This is a genomic window from Pseudomonas sp. HS6-2 (assembly GCF_049325675.2).
Classification (GTDB): Bacteria; Pseudomonadota; Gammaproteobacteria; order Pseudomonadales; family Pseudomonadaceae; genus Aquipseudomonas; species Aquipseudomonas putida_N.
Genome location: NZ_CM143906.1, coordinates 1,568,192 through 1,585,297 on the forward strand (window position 1 = coordinate 1,568,192; position 17,106 = coordinate 1,585,297).

Sequence of the window (17,106 nt, forward strand, 5' to 3'; positions counted from 1 at the left end):
CGAAGAGGGATGATCGCCATGTTCGACCTTGTTGCCCTGCGCGAAGCCGCCGATTTCGTACACCAGCACGTTCCGCCGACACCTCAGCGCGCCTGGCCGCTGCTGGCCGAGCGGGTGGGTTGCAAACTGTGGGTCAAGCACGAAAACCACGCCCCCACCGGCGCCTTCAAGGTACGCGGCGGGTTGGTGTATGTGCGGTCGCTGCTGGCCGCCGGCAAGCCACCGCGGGGCCTGGTCACCGCCACCCGCGGCAACCACGGCCAGAGCATGGCGCTGGCCGCGAGCCAGGCCGGCGTGCCGCTGGTGATCGTGGTGCCCGAGGGTAACTCGAAAGAGAAGAACGCCGCCATGCGCGCGCTGGGCGCCGAGCTGGTGGAGCACGGTGTCGACTTCGACGTGGCCCGAGAAGAGGCGGCCCGCCTGGCGGACGAGTTGGGCTACGACATGGTGCCGTCATTCCACCCTGAGCTGGTGCGCGGTGTGGCCACCTATGCTCTGGAGCTTTTCGAAGCCGTGGCCGACCTGGATTGCGTGTACGTGCCGATCGGCATGGGCTCGGGCATCTGCGGGCTGATCCAAGCGCGCAACCTGCTGGGGCTGAAGACCGAAATCGTCGGCGTTGTGTCCAGTGCTGCCGATGCTTATGCGCAGAGTTTCGAGCAGGGCCGCATCGTCACCACAGCCACGGCCGATACCTTTGCCGATGGCATGGCCTGCCGGGTACCACACCCGGATGCGTTTGCTCTGGTTCGCGAGCATGCTGCACGTATCGTGCGGGTCACCGACAGCGAAGTGGCAGCGGCCATGCGCATCTATCACGAAACCACCCACAACACCGCTGAAGGTGCCGGTGCTGCGGCGCTGGCCGCGTTGCTGCAGGAGCGCGAACGCCAGGCCGGCAAGCGCGTGGCCGTGGTGCTGAGCGGGGCCAACGTGGATCGCGAGCGCTATGCGCAGGTGCTGGCAAACAGCAACTGACTTGAGGCGTTGCCCTTCCAATCCCTGGATTACTCGTGGCAGGCTCTACGGCGCCAGTTAGCCTGCCATGAGTAGCCCATGCCATTTTCCAACGGTTTCCTCCTCAGCCTGTCGTTGTGCCTCGATATCGGCGTGGCCAACATCGCCATGATCACCCTGGCCATGCAGCGTGGTTTCTTCCAGGGGTTCTGGCTGGGCCTGGGGACCTGCGTGGGCGACTTGATCTACGCCATTGCGGCGCTTGCCGGCATGACCGTGCTGCTGCAGTTCGACAGCGTGCGCTGGACCTTGTGGATTGGCGGTTCGGCGTTGCTGGTGTGGTTCGCCATCAAGATGCTGCTGGCTGCCTGGCGTGGCGGGCATATGGAGGCCAGCGCGACGGTGGTGGTGGAGTCGGGCTGGCGCGAGTTCCTGCGGGGCATCTTCCTGGCCATGTCGTCGCCCAGCGCCATCCTTTGGTTCGCAGCGGTCGGCGGCGTGCTGATCGCCCGCTCCGGCGCTGGCAGCCTGCTGGACGCAGGGCTGTTTCTTGGGGGCTTCTTCGCTGCCGGAATGGTCTGGTGCATGGGCATTTGTGGCATCGCCAGCCATGGCGGGCGTTTGCTGGGGGACCGCCTGCTGACCTGGTCGTACCTGCTGTCGGCGGCGATTTTCTGCTATTTCGCGGTGTATGTGATTGTTTCCGGTTATCGGGAATTCATAAGCGTTAGCCTCTAGGGCGGCGCTCGATCTCATAGGCGCCCACAGCACTCAAGGGATGCACCTCTGAGGCAAAATTTTCCTGAGCCCTGTCGATTTCTCCGGCTACCGTTCGACCAAAAGCTGAAGACACAGGTACCCCTGTGTCGAACGCTCATGAACGATTGGAGGAACACCCGATGAACACGGCAGCCGAAAATGAAATCCGTCAGCTTATCGAACGCTGGATGCAGGCCGTGCGTGACCGTGACATCCCCGCCATCACCGCGCCCTACGCCGATGACATCGTCGCCTTCGATGCCATCCAGTCACTGCAGTTCAAGGGCAAGGCCGCCTACCAGGCCCATTGGGAAATGTGCATGAGCATGTGTCCTGGGCCCATGGTATTCGAGCTTGCTCAACTCTCCGTGCACGCTGACGGTGACCTGGGTTTGGCTCACTGGCTGAATCGCTGCGGCCCAGGGGATGACGAGAGTCAGTGCGGCTTCATGCGTGCCACCGTCGGTTACCGCAAGGTTGGCGGCCAGTGGCAGGTGATCCACGAACACTGGTCGGCACCCTTCGACATGCAGACCCAGAAAGCACTGTTCGATCTCAAGCCTTGATCGGCTATCGCCAAATGCACGTTGCCAACGCCTGGAGACGACCATGAAATACCTGTGCCTGGTCTATTGTGACGAAGGGCTGCTGCATAGCCTGCCCGACAGCCCGGAAGATGCCGAGTGCATGGCCTACGCCGAATCGCTGCAGAGCTCCGGGCGCATCATCGCGGCCGAGGCGCTGAAAACCGTGCAGGCCGCCACCACCGTGCGCATGCGCGCCGGGCGAATGAGCATCACCGATGGCCCGTTCGCCGAAACCAAAGAGCAGCTCGCCGGCTTTTACCTGGTCGATGCCCGTGACCTCAACGAGGCGCTGAACATCGCCAAGGGCATACCAGCGGCGCGAGTCGGCAGCGTCGAAGTGCGGCCGGTGCGCGAACTGCAACCCTGACAGCGAAGGAGAACAACAACAATGATCCTTGCCCAACCTGCGCCCGCGCAGCACGAGCTGTCCATCAGCCGCTTGATCGATGCCCCGCCTGCCAAGGTGTTCCGCGCCTGGACCGAGCCCGAGTGGCTGATGCAGTGGTGGGGGCCACACGGCATGACCACCCCGGAATGCGAGATGCAGCTGTGGGTCGGCGGCCTTTTGCGCACCCTCATGCGTGCCCCAGATGGCTCCGAGTACCCGACCCAGGGCGTGTTCCTGGAAATTGCCGCCCCACGCCGGCTGGTGTTCACCGATGCCTTCGGGCCAGGTTGGGTGCCGTCGGACAAGGCCTTCATGACGGCGGTGATCAGCTTTGACGAAGAGCAGGGCAAGACCCGCTACACCGCCCGTGCCTGGCACTGGAATGCAGCCGACAGCCGCGCCCATGAAGAAATGGGTTTCCATCAGGGCTGGGGAGAGAGCCTGGACCGCCTGGTGGAGGTCGTGACCCAGCGGATGCCTGACTGATGGCCGAGCTGGCCCAGGTCCGGGCCGAGGTCGAAGCGGTGTACCGGCGGGATTCGCGGCGCATCCTGGCGACGCTGATCCGCCTGCTGGGGGATTTCGACCTGGCAGAGGAGGCCCTGCACGATGCTTTCTTCATCGCTGTCGAGCGCTGGCAGCGTGATGGCATCCCGGACAATCCGCGGGCCTGGCTGGTGTCGACCGGGCGTTTCAAGGCCATCGACGCATTGCGCCGGCGTGCTCGCTTCGACCGCTCCCAGGCCGACCTGATCATGCTGATCGAAGGCCAGGGGCAAGACCCCAGCGATGATGAGCTGCTGGCCGATGACCGGCTGCGGCTGATCTTCACTTGCTGCCACCCGGCCCTGGCGGCCGATGCCCAGGTGCCACTGACCCTGCGCGAAGTCTGCGACCTGACCACCGAGCAGATCGCCCGGGCCTTCCTGCAAAGCCCCGCGACCATCGCCCAGCGCATCGTCCGCGCCAAGGCCAAGATTCGTGATGCCGGCATTCCTTATCAGGTCCCGGAGCTGAATGAGCTACCCGAGCGCCTCGAGAGCGTGCTGCGGGTGATCTACCTGGTGTTCAACGAAGGCTATTCGGCGTCCTCGGGCGAGGCGTTGCTGCAGCAGGAACTCAGTGACGAGGCGATCCGCCTCGGGCGCCTGCTGGTGCAACTGCTGCCAGACGCCGAAGCGGTGGGTTTGCTGGCGCTGATGCTGCTGCAGGCATCGCGGCAACGCGCGCGCAGCGATGCCGAGGGCAACCTGGTGCTGCTGGACCAGCAGGACCGCAGCCTGTGGGACCGTGAGCTGATTGCCGAAGGTTGCCAGCTGGTGCGCCTGGCCTTGGCCACCCGGGCCTTTGGTGCCTACACCGTGCAGGCGGCGATCGCGGCCGTACATGCCGAGGCGGTGACGGCTGAAGAGACTGATTGGGCGGAAATTGTCGGGCTGTACGATGTACTGCAACGGCACTGGCCGTCAGCCGTGGTGGCGCTCAATCGGGCAGTGGCACTGGCCAAGCGCGACGGTGCGCAGGCGGGTCTGGACGCGGTGGAGGCGATTCTGGCAGCGGGGGAGTTGCGCGACTATCACCTGGCTCATGCGGCGCGGGCTGAGCTGCACCAGCAATTGGGGAATGTCGAAGAGGCGCGGGCAGCTTGGCAGCAGGCGCTGGAGTTGACCAGGCAGGAGCCGGAGCGGCGGCATATCGAGCGGCGTTTAGGCGAACTGATGTGAGTGCCTTTCTGGCCTCTTCGCGGGACAAGTCGGATCGCCGCACCGCCGCTCCTACAGGTAAAGCATCCGCGCGGTCGATGTAGGAGCGGGCTTGCCCCGCGAAAAATCCATCACCGATGTCAGCTGGCGACGAAGTTCGGCGGCGACACCAGCTCGACGGTCTGTTGCTTGCGCGGTGCCAGGATCTCGGCCACGCCTTCGACCACCAGTTCATCGTTCTGGTTGTACACGTTGGTGGCGATACGCACTTTGAACTTCGGCAGTTTCTCAAGGATTTCCAGGCGCACGGTCAGGGTGTCGCCGATCTTCACCGGCTTCTGGAAGCTCATCTGCTGGCCCAGGTAGATGGTGCCAGGGCCAGGCAGGGTGCAGGCCACTGCGGCGCTTATCAGGGCACCGCTGAACATGCCGTGGGCGATGCGCTCCTTGAACATGCTCTTGGCGGCGAACTCGGCATCCAGGTGCACCGGGTTGTGGTCACCGGACATGGCGGCAAACAGCTGGATGTCACGTTCTTCGACGGACTTCTCATAGGTGGCCTTCTGGCCGACTTCAAGGGCTTCGTAAGGCGTGTTGGTGACCTGGGTCATTGGGTTTCCTTAAAGGGCGGGCGAGGGCGCCTATCATTCACTGCGGGCAGGGCGGCCAAGGGCCAGCGCTTGCGCTAACCAAGCGAGGATATCAGCGGTGACCTCGTCGCGGTTGAGTTCGTTGAGTACTTCGTGCCGCGCCTCAGGATAGAGGAGCAGCTGTATATGTCGATTGCCGGTCGCGCGCAGGGCGTCGGCCAGATGGGTGAGACGCTTGCCGGCACTCACCGGATCACATTCACCGCCAATCACCAGCATGGGCAGGTTCGGGTCGATCTGCGCGAGGTTGCGCGCCTGGCTGATCTGCGCCAGCCCATGCAGCAGGTCGAGCCACAGCTGGTTGCTGCAGCGAAAGCCGCACAGCGGATCGTTGACGTACTTGTCCACTTCCGCCGGGTCACGGCTGAGCCAGTCGAACGCCGTGCGGGTGGGCTTGAAGGCGTTGTTGAACGAGCCGAACGACAGCCATTCGATCAGTGCGCTCTTGCCCAGTGGCCCCTGGCGCCAGGCTTCCAGCCGCGCAATCAGGCGCGCCGCCCGATACAGTGCAGCGGGCTGGAAGTTGGAGCCGCTGAGGATTGCCCCTTGCAGGCTGCCGCTGTGGTGGGTGAGGTAGGCCTGGACAATATAGCTGCCCATGCTGTGGCCGAACAGGAACAGCGGTGTGCAAGGGAACTGCTGGCCAATATGCTGGGCCAGCAGGCCAAGGTCGTTGACCACGGCATTCCAGCCATGTTGCCGGGCGAACAGGCCGAGGCTGCCCTGCTCGGCGGTGCGCCCGTGGCCGCGCAGGTCCGGTGCCAGCAGGGCGTAGCCGGCATCGCAGAGGGCCTGGCCCAGGCGCTGGTAGCGCCCGCCATGCTCGGCCATGCCATGCGCCAGCAGCACCACAGCCTTGACCGGTGTGGCCGGCAGCCATTGGTGCACGTACAGCTTGCAATGCTCGCTGGCAGGCAGCCAGAAGGCGTCATGGGGCATGGCGAATCCTTTGCGCGATGGTGACCCGGACAGTGTATGCACAACCGGCCGAATTGCAGGAAGGGCACAAATAAGATTCACAATGTTAATGGCGGCACTTGGCGTATATGCCACCTCGGGCATACCTGCTAACGTCGGTTCAACGCCTTTTTGCCATCAGGCAAACGGGGCAAGGAATCCGTACGGGCTCAGGCAGAGGAACAATAATAAATGCAAGCCGACTTCTGGAATGACAAACGCCCCGAGGGCGTGCCTTCCACCATCGACCTTCACGCGTACGCTTCGGTCGTTGAGGTGTTCGAACGCTCCTGCAAGCGCTTTGCCGAGCGCCCGGCGTTCAGCAACCTGGGCTTGACCCTGAGTTACGCCGAGCTCGAACGCCATTCGGCAGCGTTCGCCGCCTGGCTGCAGCAGCACACCGACCTCAAGCCGGGTGACCGCATCGCGGTGCAGATGCCCAACGTCCTGCAGTACCCCATCGCCGTGTTCGGCGCCCTGCGCGCGGGGCTGATCGTGGTCAACACCAACCCGCTGTACACCGAGCGCGAAATGCGTCACCAGTTCAAGGATGCCGGGGCCCGGGCGCTGGTGTACCTGAACATGTTCGGCAAGCGCGTGCAGGAGGTGCTGCCCGATACCGGCATCGAGTACCTGATCGAGGCGAAGATGGGCGACCTGCTGCCCGCAGCCAAGGGCTGGCTGGTCAATACCGTGGTCGACAAGGTGAAGAAGATGGTCCCGGCCTATCATCTGCCCCAGGCCATCCCGTTCAAGCAGGTACTGCGCGAAGGCCGCAGCCTGGTGCACAAGCCGGTGCCGCTGTCGCTCGATGACATCGCCGTGCTGCAGTACACCGGCGGTACCACGGGCCTGGCCAAGGGGGCCATGCTCACGCACGGCAACCTGGTGGCCAACATGCTGCAGGTGCTGGCCTGTTTCTCCCAGCATGGCCCGGACGGGCAGCGGCTGATCAAGGAAGGCCAGGAGGTGATGATTGCACCGCTGCCGCTGTACCACATCTATGCCTTCACCGCGAACTGCATGTGCATGATGGTCACCGGTAACCACAACGTGCTGATCACCAACCCGCGTGATATCCCCGGTTTCATCAAGGAACTGGGCAAGTGGCGTTTTTCGGCGCTCCTGGGGTTGAACACCTTGTTTGTTGCGATGATGGACCATCCAGGCTTCCGCCAGCTGGACTTTTCGGCACTGAAAGTCACCAACTCCGGTGGCACGGCACTGGTCAAGGCCACTGCCGAGCGTTGGGAAACACTCACCGGCTGCCGTATCGTCGAGGGCTACGGCCTGACCGAAACTTCGCCGGTGGCAAGTACCAACCCATACGGCCAGCTGGCGCGGCTGGGCACGGTGGGCATGCCGGTACCGGGCACGGTGTTCAAGGTCATCGATGATGACGGCAACGAACAGCCACTGGGTGAGCGCGGCGAACTGTGCATCAAGGGCCCGCAAGTGATGAAGGGCTACTGGCAGCAGCCGGAGGCCACGGCGCAGGCGCTGGATGCCGAGGGCTGGTTCAAGACCGGCGATATCGCGGTGATCGACCCGGACGGCTTCACCCGCATCGTCGACCGCAAGAAGGACATGATCATCGTCTCCGGCTTCAATGTTTACCCCAACGAGATCGAGGATGTGGTGATGGGCCATCCGCAGGTGGCCAACTGCGCGGCCATCGGCGTGCCGGACGCGCGTACCGGGGAGGCGGTGAAGCTGTTCGTGGTGGCGCGTGAGGGTGGGGTGAGCGTCGAAGACCTGAAGGCTTACTGCAAGGCCAACTTCACCGGCTACAAGGTGCCCAAGCACATCGTGGTGCGCGAGTCGCTGCCGATGACCCCGGTGGGCAAGATCTTGCGCAGGGAGTTGCGCGACATCGCTTGATACCGGCGTTTGTAAGGTGCTCTGGCATGTACCTTACAGCCCGATTTGCGACATTTTGGTCAATTACTCTAAAAATGACTTGTATCGTTCATTGAGTCACTTTTGTGACTGCGGGGCCGATCTTGGCCCCTAGGCGACCCCAATCAAAGCTGTTACTCTCGGCGCGCTTTCAGATGATTCGGTTTGCAACGAACCGCCATCGCATATCAATAATAAGCGCATCGACGCGCGAATCGAACTTCGCTGTTGCTGAAGGAGTGGGCTTCCATGATCGAAAATTTTTGGAAGGATAAATACCCAGCCGGGATTACGGCGGAAATCAATCCTGACGAATTCCCCAATATCCAGGCGGTACTCAAGCAATCCTGCCAACGCTTTGCCAATAAACCGGCCTTTAGCAACCTGGGCAAGACCATCACCTACGGCGAGCTCTACGCGCTGTCAGGCGCTTTTGCGGCCTGGCTGCAGCAGCACACCGACCTCAAGCCGGGTGACCGCATTGCCGTCCAGCTGCCCAATGTCCTGCAATACCCGGTAGCGGTATTCGGTGCCATGCGCGCCGGCCTGATCGTGGTCAACACCAACCCGCTGTACACAGTGCGGGAAATGGAGCACCAGTTCAACGACTCCGGTGCCAAGGCCCTGGTGTGCCTGGCCAACATGGCGCACCTGGCCGAGAAGGTGGTGCCCAAGACCCAGGTCAAGCACGTCATCGTCACCGAAGTGGCCGACCTGCTGCCTCCGCTCAAGCGCCTGCTGATCAACAGCGTGATCAAGTACGTGAAGAAGATGGTGCCGGCCTACAACCTGCCGGGTGCCGTGCGCTTCAACGATACCCTGGCGCTGGGCAAGGGCCAGCCGGTCACCGAAGCCAACCCGCAAGCCAACGACGTGGCGGTGCTGCAGTATACCGGTGGTACCACTGGCGTGGCCAAGGGCGCGATGCTGACCCACCGCAACCTGGTGGCCAACATGTTGCAGTGCCGGGCGCTGATGGGCTCCAACCTGCAGGAAGGCTGCGAGATCCTCATCACCCCGCTGCCGCTGTACCACATCTATGCCTTTACCTTCCATTGCATGGCGATGATGCTGATCGGCAACCACAACGTGCTGATCAGCAACCCGCGCGACCTGCCGGCAATGGTCAAAGAGCTGGGCAAGTGGAAGTTCAGCGGTTTTGTCGGCCTCAACACGCTGTTCGTGGCGCTGTGCAACAACGAGGCATTCCGCGCCCTGGACTTCTCGGCGCTGAAGATCACCTTGTCCGGGGGCATGGCCCTGCAGCTGAGCGTGGCCGAGCGCTGGAAGAGCGTCACCGGTTGCGCCATCTGCGAAGGCTACGGCATGACCGAGACCAGCCCGGTGGCGGCGGTGAACCCGGCCGAGGCCAACCAGGTGGGCACCATCGGCATCCCGGTGCCATCGACCCTGTGCAAGGTTATCGACGACGCCGGCAACGAACTGCCACTGGGCGAAACCGGCGAGCTGTGCGTCAAGGGCCCGCAGGTCATGAAGGGCTACTGGCAGCGTGAAGACGCCACCACCGAGATCCTCGACAGCGAAGGCTGGCTGAAGACTGGCGACATCGCGCTGATCCAGCCGGATGGCTACATGCGCATCGTCGACCGCAAGAAGGACATGATCCTGGTCTCGGGCTTCAACGTGTACCCCAACGAGCTGGAAGACGTGCTCGCCGCCTTGCCGGGCGTGCTGCAGTGCGCGGCCATCGGTGTGCCGGACGAGAAGTCGGGTGAAGTGATCAAGGTGTTCATCGTGGTCAAGCCGGGCATGACCGTGACCAAGGAGCAGGTGATGGAGCACATGCGCGCCAATGTCACTGGCTACAAGGTGCCGCGCTACATCGAGTTCCGCGATGCGCTGCCGACCACCAACGTCGGCAAGATTCTGCGTCGTGAACTGCGTGATGAAGAACTGAAGAAGCAGGGCTTGAAGAAGATTGCCTGATCTATTTCATTGGCCTCTTCACGGGCTTGTCCCGCGAAGAGGCCGGTGAATTCAGCGCATTTTCTCAAGCATCTGGTAGTACCACATCCCCGCCGCCAGCAGCGGATTGCCCAGCAAGTCCCCCATCGGCACTCGCACGTGCTTGCACTGCGCGAAGGTGTCGAACTTCTCCAGCGTTCCGGTCAGTGCCTCGGCCATGATCTCGCCCATGATGTGGCTGGTGGCGATGCCGTGCCCGGAATAGCCCTGGCAGTACCACACGTTGTCCGACAGCTTGCCCAGTTGTGGGATGCGGTTGACCACGATGCCCATTGCACAGCTCCACTGAAACTCGATCGGCACGCCCTTGAGCGCCGGGAAGGTGCGCTCGATGCACGGGCGCAGCTCGCCTTCGATGTTACGCGAGTCTTTGCCCGAGTAGTTGGCGCCGCCGCCGAACAGCAGACGCTTGTCAGCCGTGAGGCGGTAGTAGTCGAGGACGAAGCGGCAGTCGTACACCGCCAAGTCCTGTGGGTTGATCTGCTCCGCCAGTTCACCCAGCGGAGCGGTGGTGACGATGCCGCCCATGGCCGGGAAGATCTTGCCCTTGAGCTGGCGCTTTTCCAGCTTGTGGTAGACGTCACCGGCGAGCATCACCTGGCGTGCTTCGACCCGACCGTGGGCGGTGACGACCGCCGGGCGCGGGCCATGGACGATGTCCAGTACTTCGGAGTTCTCGAAGATCAACGCGCCCAGGCTGTGGGCGGCGCGGGCTTCGCCCAGGCACAGGTTGAGCGGGTGCAGGTGCAGGTTGCGCAGGTTTTTCAGCGCGCCCAGGTATAGCGGGCTCTGCAGGTGCTCGGCGACACCCTTGCGGTCGAGCAACTGTACCTGGTCGCTCATGCCACGGCGTTCGGCTTCGGCCTGGAAGCTGCGCAACTCCTCCATGTGCGAAGGCTTCATCGCCGCGTGCAGGTGGCCGCGCTTGAGGTCGCAGTCGATGCCGTAACGCTCGACCCGTTGCTCGATCACCTGATGCCCACGCCAGCGCAGGTGCCAGATGAAATCATCGACCTCGGCGCCCAGGTGTTTGCGCATCTGCGTGCGCATGGCCTCGTCACCCGACAGGCTGCCGGTGACCTGGCCGCCATTGCGTCCGCTGGCACCCCAGCCGATCCGGTTGGTCTCGATAATCGCCACCTTCAGGCCGCGCTCGGCCAGCTCCACCGCAGTGGCCACGCCGGTGAAACCACCGCCGATGATCGCCACGTCGACCTGCACCGTGCCCTTGAGCTGCGGGTACTCGGTGTGGTCGTTCAGCGAGGCGCTGTAATAGGACGGCGCGCGCTGGGCCGGGCCGTTGTTCAATGCTGCGTTCATGGGTGTTCCTTGTTCTGAATAGGGTAAGGCTCAGGCCTGGTGCAGGTACCAGCGCCAGTCCTGTTCACTGACTTCTGCCATGAACTGGCGGTACTCGGCGCGCTTGACCTTCAGGTAGACGCCGAGGAACGCCTCGCCAAACGCTTCCCGCGCCCAGTGCGAGCGCTCCAGTGCGTCGAGTGCAGTCAGCCAGTCGGTGGGCAGGTGCTCGGTGGCCTGGGCATAGCCGTTGCCTTCCACCGGCGCACCGGGGTCCAGCTGCTCGCGGATGCCACGATGGCTCGCGGCCAGAATGGCGGCGGCCGCCAGGTACGGGTTGGCATCGGCGCCACAGATGCGGTGCTCGACATGCCGGCTATTGGCCGGGCCGCCGGGCACGCGCAGGCTGACGGTACGGTTGTCGACGCCCCAGGTCGGCGCCAGCGGGGCATAGCTGTTGGCCTGGAAGCGGCGGAACGAGTTGGCGTTGGGGCAGAACAGCAACAGCGAGTCACGCAGGTGGCGGAGCATGCCGGCCACCGCCTGGCGCAGCAGCGGGGTGCCGGCTTTGTCTTCGCTGGCGAACAGGTTGTTGCCGGCGCTGTCGGCCAGGCTCAGGTGCATGTGCATACCGGTGCCGGCCAGTTGCGCGAACGGCTTGGCCATGAAACAAGCCTGCATGCCGTGGGCATGGGCCACGCCCTTGACCAGGCGTTTGTAGCGCACGGCCTGGTCCATTGCTTCCAGGGCATCGCCATGCTCCAGGGTGATTTCCACCTGGCCCGGAGCATATTCCGAGATCGCCGTACGCGCCGGAATGCCTTGGGCCTTGCATGCGGCATACAGGTCGGCGAGGAAAGGTTCGATCTGTTCCAGTTCGCGCAGGCCGTAGACCTGGGTCGTGCGCGGCCGGCCACCGTCGTTGTCCAGTGCCGGTTGTGGGCGGCCCTGGGCATCGCGCTGCTGGTCGAGCAGGTAGAACTCCAGCTCGCAGGCCATTACCGGGTGATAACCGTCAGCCTTGAGCGCTTCGATGGTGCGCAGCAATACATGGCGCGGGTCGGCGACACTGGCTGGCAGGCCTTCGCTCGGGTGCATGCTGACCTGCACGGCGGCAGTCGGCACACGGCGCCAGGGCAGGCGCACCAGGCTGCCTTCCAGCGGGTAGGCGCGGCAGTCGATATCGCCGACATCCCAGACCAGGCCGGAGTTTTCCACGTCATCGCCATTGAGCGTCAGGCCGAGGATGGTGCTGGGCAGTGGCCGGCCGCTCTGATACACCGCCAGCAGTTCCTCGCGGTGCAGCAGCTTGCCGCGTGGTACACCGTTGGCGTCCAGGATGAACAGCTCGAACAGTTCGATATCAGGGTTTTCGGCCAGGAAACGGCTGGCGTGCTCTACAGGTGCAAAGTGCATGATCGATTCGCTCACAGGCGCACGGGACCTGCGCGCAGGCGCGGTCCACTTGAGTCAAACGGCCGGGCTGCGGCCGAGTTGGGTCACAAAGGCGTGAGCGAAGCATCCGGTGGGCGTGCATGGCGGCAATGCCACAGGGCCCAGAAGGCGAGAATGATGTGGACCAGCGGATTTTCACCGGCGCGGGACCGGGCCTTCGCTAGCGAAGGGCGGGACGACGGTGGGGCGATGGTCTGGACGGGAGTCATGCCTTTGATACTCACATGCGGGGTAAGGTTGATTAAAGCAGTGAATGGCAACGTTCACATCGGTACTGGCTAAACATTCGTCCAGCCAGCAGAGCGCCGGCAAATCTGCGACAATCGCGCATCCTTCGAATGCCGATCATGAAAAAGCAGGCCCACCTGCATCACTAAAAAGCCCCATGACTGACCAAGCCATCGACAAACTGCTGCAAAACCTCGACCACGCCATGATCGCCGAGCGCCACCGCCTGCGCCGGCAACTGCATGAGCTGCGCAAGCGCCCCGACGAGGCCAAGCTGGCGCAGTGGGTAGAAAAGGTCCAGGCATCCTGTGCCCAGGTCACCGCACGCCAGAACAGCGTGCCGCAGATCCGCTACGACGACAGCCTGCCGATCGCCGCCAAGCGCGACGAGATCAAGAAAGCCCTGGCGGAGAACCAGGTACTGGTGATCGCCGGCGAAACCGGTTCGGGCAAGACCACCCAGTTGCCGAAGATCTGCCTGGAGCTGGGCCGCGGCAGCCATGGCCTGATCGCCCATACCCAGCCACGGCGAATCGCCGCACGCAGCGTCGCCGCCCGGGTTGCCGAAGAGCTCGGCACGCCGCTGGGCGGGCTGGTTGGCTATCAAGTGCGTTTCGAGGACCAGAGCGATGCCAACACCCTGGTCAAGCTGATGACCGACGGCATCCTGCTTGCCGAAACCCAGCACGACCGTTTTCTCGAACGCTACGACACGATCATCGTCGACGAAGCCCACGAGCGCAGCCTGAACATCGATTTCCTGCTCGGCTACCTGAAGACCTTGCTGCACCGCCGCCCGGATCTGAAGCTGATCATCACCTCGGCGACCATCGACCTGGAGCGCTTTTCCAAGCACTTCGACAATGCGCCGATCATCGAGGTGTCCGGCCGTACCTTCCCGGTGGAAACCTGGTACCGCCCGCTGACCAGCGAGCAGGACGAGGAGGGTAACCAGGTCGAGGATGACCTGACCGTCGACCAGGCGATCCTCGCCTCCCTCGACGAGATCGCCCAGCATGAACGCAGCGTGGGCAAAGGCCCCGGCGATGTGCTGGTGTTCCTCCCGGGTGAGCGGGAAATCCGCGATGCCGCGGAGATCCTGCGCAAGGCGCAACTGCGTCACACCGAGATCCTGCCGCTGTATGCGCGCCTGTCGCCGGCCGAGCAGCAGCGCATCTTCCAGTCGCACACCGGGCGCCGCGTGGTGCTCGCCACCAACGTCGCGGAAACCTCGCTGACCGTACCGGGCATCCGTTATGTGATCGACACCGGTACCGCGCGCATCAGCCGCTACAGCTACCGTGCCAAGGTCCAGCGCCTGCCGATCGAAGCCGTTTCCCAGGCCAGTGCCAACCAGCGCAAGGGCCGCTGCGGCCGGGTAGAGCCGGGTATCTGCATTCGGCTGTACAGCGAAGAAGACTTCAACGGTCGCCCGGCCTTTACCGACCCGGAGATCCTGCGCACCAACCTGGCAGCGGTGATCCTGCAGATGCTGCACTTGCGCCTGGGCTCGATCGACGCCTTCCCGTTCATCGAGCCGCCGGATGGCAAGGCCATCAGCGACGGCTTCAACCTGTTGCAGGAACTTTCGGCGGTCAACCGCGAGAACCAGCTGACGCCGATTGGCCGCCAGCTGGCGCGCCTGCCGATCGACCCGCGGCTGGGCCGCATGCTGCTTGAGGGCGCCCGCCAGGGCAGCCTGCAGGAGGTGCTGATCGTCACCAGTGCGCTGTCGGTGCAGGACCCCCGCGAGCGCCCGCCGGAGCGCCAGCAGGCTGCCGACCAGGCCCATGCGCAGTGGAAGGACGCCGATACCGACTTCGCCGCGCTGGTCAATCTTTGGCGTGGCTTCGAAGAGCAGCGCCAGGCGCTGACGGCCAGCCCGCTGCGCAACTGGTGCCGCAAGAACTTCCTGAACTATCTTCGCCTGCGCGAATGGCGCGATGCCCATCGCCAGTTGTCGCTGATCTGCCGCGAGCTGCAACTGACGGTCAACAAAGAGCCGTCCGATTATCAGAAGGTGCACAAGGCGATCCTCAGCGGCCTGCTCAGCCAGATCGGCCAGAAGACCGAGGAAGGCGATTACCAGGGCGCCCGCCAGCGGCGCTTCTGGGTGCATCCGTCTTCGGGCATCGGCCGCAAGCGCCCGCAGTGGGTGATGGCCGCTGAACTGGTGGAAACTACAAAGCTGTATGCGCGTATGGTCGCCAAGATCGAGCCTGACTGGATCGAGCCGCTGGCGACCCACCTGATCAAGAAGAACCACTTCGAGCCGCACTGGGAGAAGAAGCGCGGGCAAGTAGTGGCTTATGAGCAGATCACCCTGTACGGCTTGATTCTGGTCGGCCGCCGCCCAGTGCACTTTGGCCCGATCGACCCGGTCACCTCGCGTGAACTGTTCATTCGCGAAGGCTTGGTCGGCGGTGAAATCCAGTCGCGGGCCAAGTGCCTGGCCGCGAACAAGCGCCTGCTCGAAGAGCTCGACGAACTGGAGGCCAAGGCCCGTCGGCGCGACATTCTCGCCGATGAAGAAACCCTGTACGCCTTCTACGAAGCACGCTTGCCAGCGGAGATCCATCAGACCGCGACCTTCGATGCCTGGTACCGCATGACCAGCCAGAAGGACCCGAACCTGCTGATCATGCGCGAGGAAGACGTGCTGGCCCGCGAGGCCAGCGAAGTCACCGCCGCGCAGTACCCGGACAGCATGCAGGTGGGTGAGCTGCGCCTGCCGCTGACCTACCACTTCGAGCCCGGCCACCCGCGTGACGGCGTGACCGTGCGGGTGCCGGCGCCGCTGTTGCCGAACCTGCCTGGCGAGCGCCTGGAATGGCTGGTGCCGGGCCTGCTGGAGGCCAAGTGCGTAGCCCTGGTGCGCAACCTGCCGAAGGCACTGCGCAAGAACTTCGTGCCGGTGCCGGACTTCGTCAAGGCCTCGCTGGCGCGCATGACCTTCGGCCAGGGCGCGTTGCCCCAGGCCTTGGGCCAGGAGTTGCTGCGCATGACCGGCGCGCGGGTTTCCGATGAGGCCTGGGCCGAGTCGGTCAACCTGGTCGAAGGCCACCTGCGCATGAACATTGAAGTGGTCGATGGCCAGGGCAAGTTCCTCGGCGAAGGCCGCGACCTGGCCGAGCTGACCGCCCGCTTTGCTGCCGCCAGCCAGGCAGCGTTGGCCGTGCCGCGTACCGAGAAGAGCGAGCAGCCGGTGCAGGCCAAGGCCTTCAGCGAGGTCAAGCAGACCGCCCAGCAGAAGATCGCCGGCCTGTCGATGACCGTGTACCCGGCGCTGGTGGAAGAAAACGGCACCGTGCGCGAAGGGCGTTTCTCGACTCAGGCCGAAGCCGAGTTCCAGCACCGTCGCGCCTTGCAGCGCCTGTTGCTGCAGCAGTTGGCGGAGCCCGCCAAGTTCCTGCGTGGCAAGCTGCCGGGCTTGACCGAGCTGGGCCTGCTGTACCGCGAGCTGGGCCGGATCGAGGCACTGGTCGAGGACATCCTGCTGGCCAGCCTGGACAGCTGCATCCTCGACGGTGAAGCCACGTTGCCGCGTGACGGCGCAGCCTTGGCCGGGCTGGCCGAGCGCAAGCGTGGCAGCTGGGCCGAGCATGCCGAACGCCTGGCCCGCCAGACACTGGAAGTGCTGAAGCTGTGGCACGGTTTGCAGAAGCGCTTCAAGGGCAAGATCGACCTGAGCCAGGCGGTGGCGCTGAACGATATCAAGCAGCAGCTGGCCAACCTGGTCTATCCGGGCTTCGTGCGCGAAACCCCTGCCGTGTGGTTCAAGGAGTTGCCGCGCTACCTCAAGGCGGTAGAACTGCGCCTGGAGAAGCTGGGCGCCCAGGTACAGAAGGACCGTGTGTGGAGCGGCGAGCTGGGCAACCTGTGGGCGCAGTACAAGGCGCGGGCCGACAAGCATGTCCAGGAAGGCAAGCGCGATGAGCAGCTGACCTTGTACCGCTGGTTGCTGGAGGAGTATCGGGTGTCGCTGTTTGCCCAGCAGTTGGGCACCAAGATGCCGATTTCCGACAAGAGATTGAGCAAGCAGTGGAGCCAGGTGGAGGGATAAACTTCCGCAGATGTGGCAATATTGATGCAATTTGGGCCGCTTTGCGGCCCATCGCGAGTAAACCTGCCTCTACAGGTATTGCACACACCTGCAGGAGCGGATTTATCCGCCATCGAGGGCACAGCCCTCGCCGTGAAATTGGTACTAAAGTGCCATTATTCTGTCATATTCCCAG

At 63.8% G+C, this 17,106-nt stretch carries 13 protein-coding genes; 9 read left to right on the plus strand and 4 right to left on the minus strand.

The features are described from left to right. Window positions 1-18 precede the first annotated feature (18 nt). From ACOKS3_RS07495 to ACOKS3_RS07520, 6 genes are all read left to right on the plus strand, one after another. Window positions 19-978, plus strand: coding sequence for a threonine dehydratase (locus ACOKS3_RS07495; protein WP_103448211.1), 960 nt, complete (start codon window positions 19-21; stop codon window positions 976-978). 78 nt (window positions 979-1,056) lie between these two features. Further along, window positions 1,057-1,695 carry a LysE family translocator gene (locus ACOKS3_RS07500; protein ID WP_103446363.1) on the plus strand — a complete coding sequence of 213 codons (639 nt, stop codon included), beginning with the start codon at window positions 1,057-1,059 and terminating at the stop codon, window positions 1,693-1,695. 161 nt (window positions 1,696-1,856) lie between these two features. Continuing rightward, on the plus strand, window positions 1,857-2,282 hold the full coding sequence (locus ACOKS3_RS07505) for a YybH family protein (protein ID WP_103446364.1): 426 nt from the start codon (window positions 1,857-1,859) through the stop codon (window positions 2,280-2,282). Between the two features lie 43 nt (window positions 2,283-2,325). Further along, window positions 2,326-2,670 (plus strand): YciI family protein, encoded by a 345-nt coding sequence (locus ACOKS3_RS07510; RefSeq protein ID WP_103446365.1) that lies wholly within the window; start codon window positions 2,326-2,328, stop codon window positions 2,668-2,670. A 21-nt stretch (window positions 2,671-2,691) separates the two neighbouring features. Beyond that, window positions 2,692-3,177, plus strand: a complete 486-nt coding sequence (locus ACOKS3_RS07515) for an SRPBCC family protein (protein WP_103446366.1) — start codon at window positions 2,692-2,694, stop codon at window positions 3,175-3,177. After that, on the plus strand, window positions 3,177-4,415 hold the full coding sequence (locus tag ACOKS3_RS07520; protein ID WP_103446367.1) for an RNA polymerase sigma factor: 1,239 nt from the start codon (window positions 3,177-3,179) through the stop codon (window positions 4,413-4,415). Before ACOKS3_RS07515 ends, ACOKS3_RS07520 begins: the two co-directional genes overlap by 1 nt. A gap of 119 nt (window positions 4,416-4,534) precedes the next feature. Here the strand turns inward: ACOKS3_RS07520 and ACOKS3_RS07525 are convergent, their stop codons facing one another. Both ACOKS3_RS07525 and ACOKS3_RS07530 read right to left on the minus strand, forming a co-directional pair. Beyond that, window positions 4,535-5,005 (minus strand): MaoC family dehydratase, encoded by a 471-nt coding sequence (locus ACOKS3_RS07525; RefSeq protein WP_054885695.1) that lies wholly within the window; start codon window positions 5,003-5,005, stop codon window positions 4,535-4,537. Between the two features lie 33 nt (window positions 5,006-5,038). Next, the gene (locus ACOKS3_RS07530; RefSeq protein ID WP_103446368.1) at window positions 5,039-5,983 is read right to left on the minus strand and encodes an alpha/beta hydrolase; all 945 of its coding nucleotides are present in this window, start codon (window positions 5,981-5,983) and stop codon (window positions 5,039-5,041) included. Between the two features lie 210 nt (window positions 5,984-6,193). On the opposite strand from ACOKS3_RS07530, the gene fadD2 reads away from it, so the two are divergent. Together fadD2 and fadD1 are read left to right on the plus strand one after the other, a co-directional pair. After that, window positions 6,194-7,882: a long-chain-fatty-acid--CoA ligase FadD2 gene (fadD2, locus tag ACOKS3_RS07535; RefSeq protein WP_422764249.1), complete on the plus strand. Its 1,689-nt coding sequence runs from the start codon at window positions 6,194-6,196 to the stop codon at window positions 7,880-7,882. Between the two features lie 267 nt (window positions 7,883-8,149). Further along, a complete protein-coding gene (gene fadD1, locus ACOKS3_RS07540) occupies window positions 8,150-9,847 on the plus strand; it encodes a long-chain-fatty-acid--CoA ligase FadD1 (protein WP_103446370.1) in 1,698 nt (565 codons plus the stop codon). Between the two features lie 51 nt (window positions 9,848-9,898). Here fadD1 and ACOKS3_RS07545 read toward each other — a convergent pair whose 3' ends face one another. Together ACOKS3_RS07545 and ACOKS3_RS07550 are read right to left on the minus strand one after the other, a co-directional pair. Continuing rightward, window positions 9,899-11,206 (minus strand): NAD(P)/FAD-dependent oxidoreductase, encoded by a 1,308-nt coding sequence (locus ACOKS3_RS07545; RefSeq protein WP_103446371.1) that lies wholly within the window; start codon window positions 11,204-11,206, stop codon window positions 9,899-9,901. 30 nt (window positions 11,207-11,236) lie between these two features. Next, complete coding sequence (locus tag ACOKS3_RS07550) at window positions 11,237-12,601, minus strand: glutamine synthetase family protein (RefSeq protein WP_103448212.1); 1,365 nt, start codon at window positions 12,599-12,601, stop codon at window positions 11,237-11,239. Between the two features lie 424 nt (window positions 12,602-13,025). Between ACOKS3_RS07550 and hrpA the strand changes: the two genes are divergently transcribed. Then, window positions 13,026-16,931, plus strand: coding sequence for an ATP-dependent RNA helicase HrpA (gene hrpA / locus ACOKS3_RS07555; RefSeq protein WP_422764248.1), 3,906 nt, complete (start codon window positions 13,026-13,028; stop codon window positions 16,929-16,931). Window positions 16,932-17,106 lie beyond the last annotated feature (175 nt).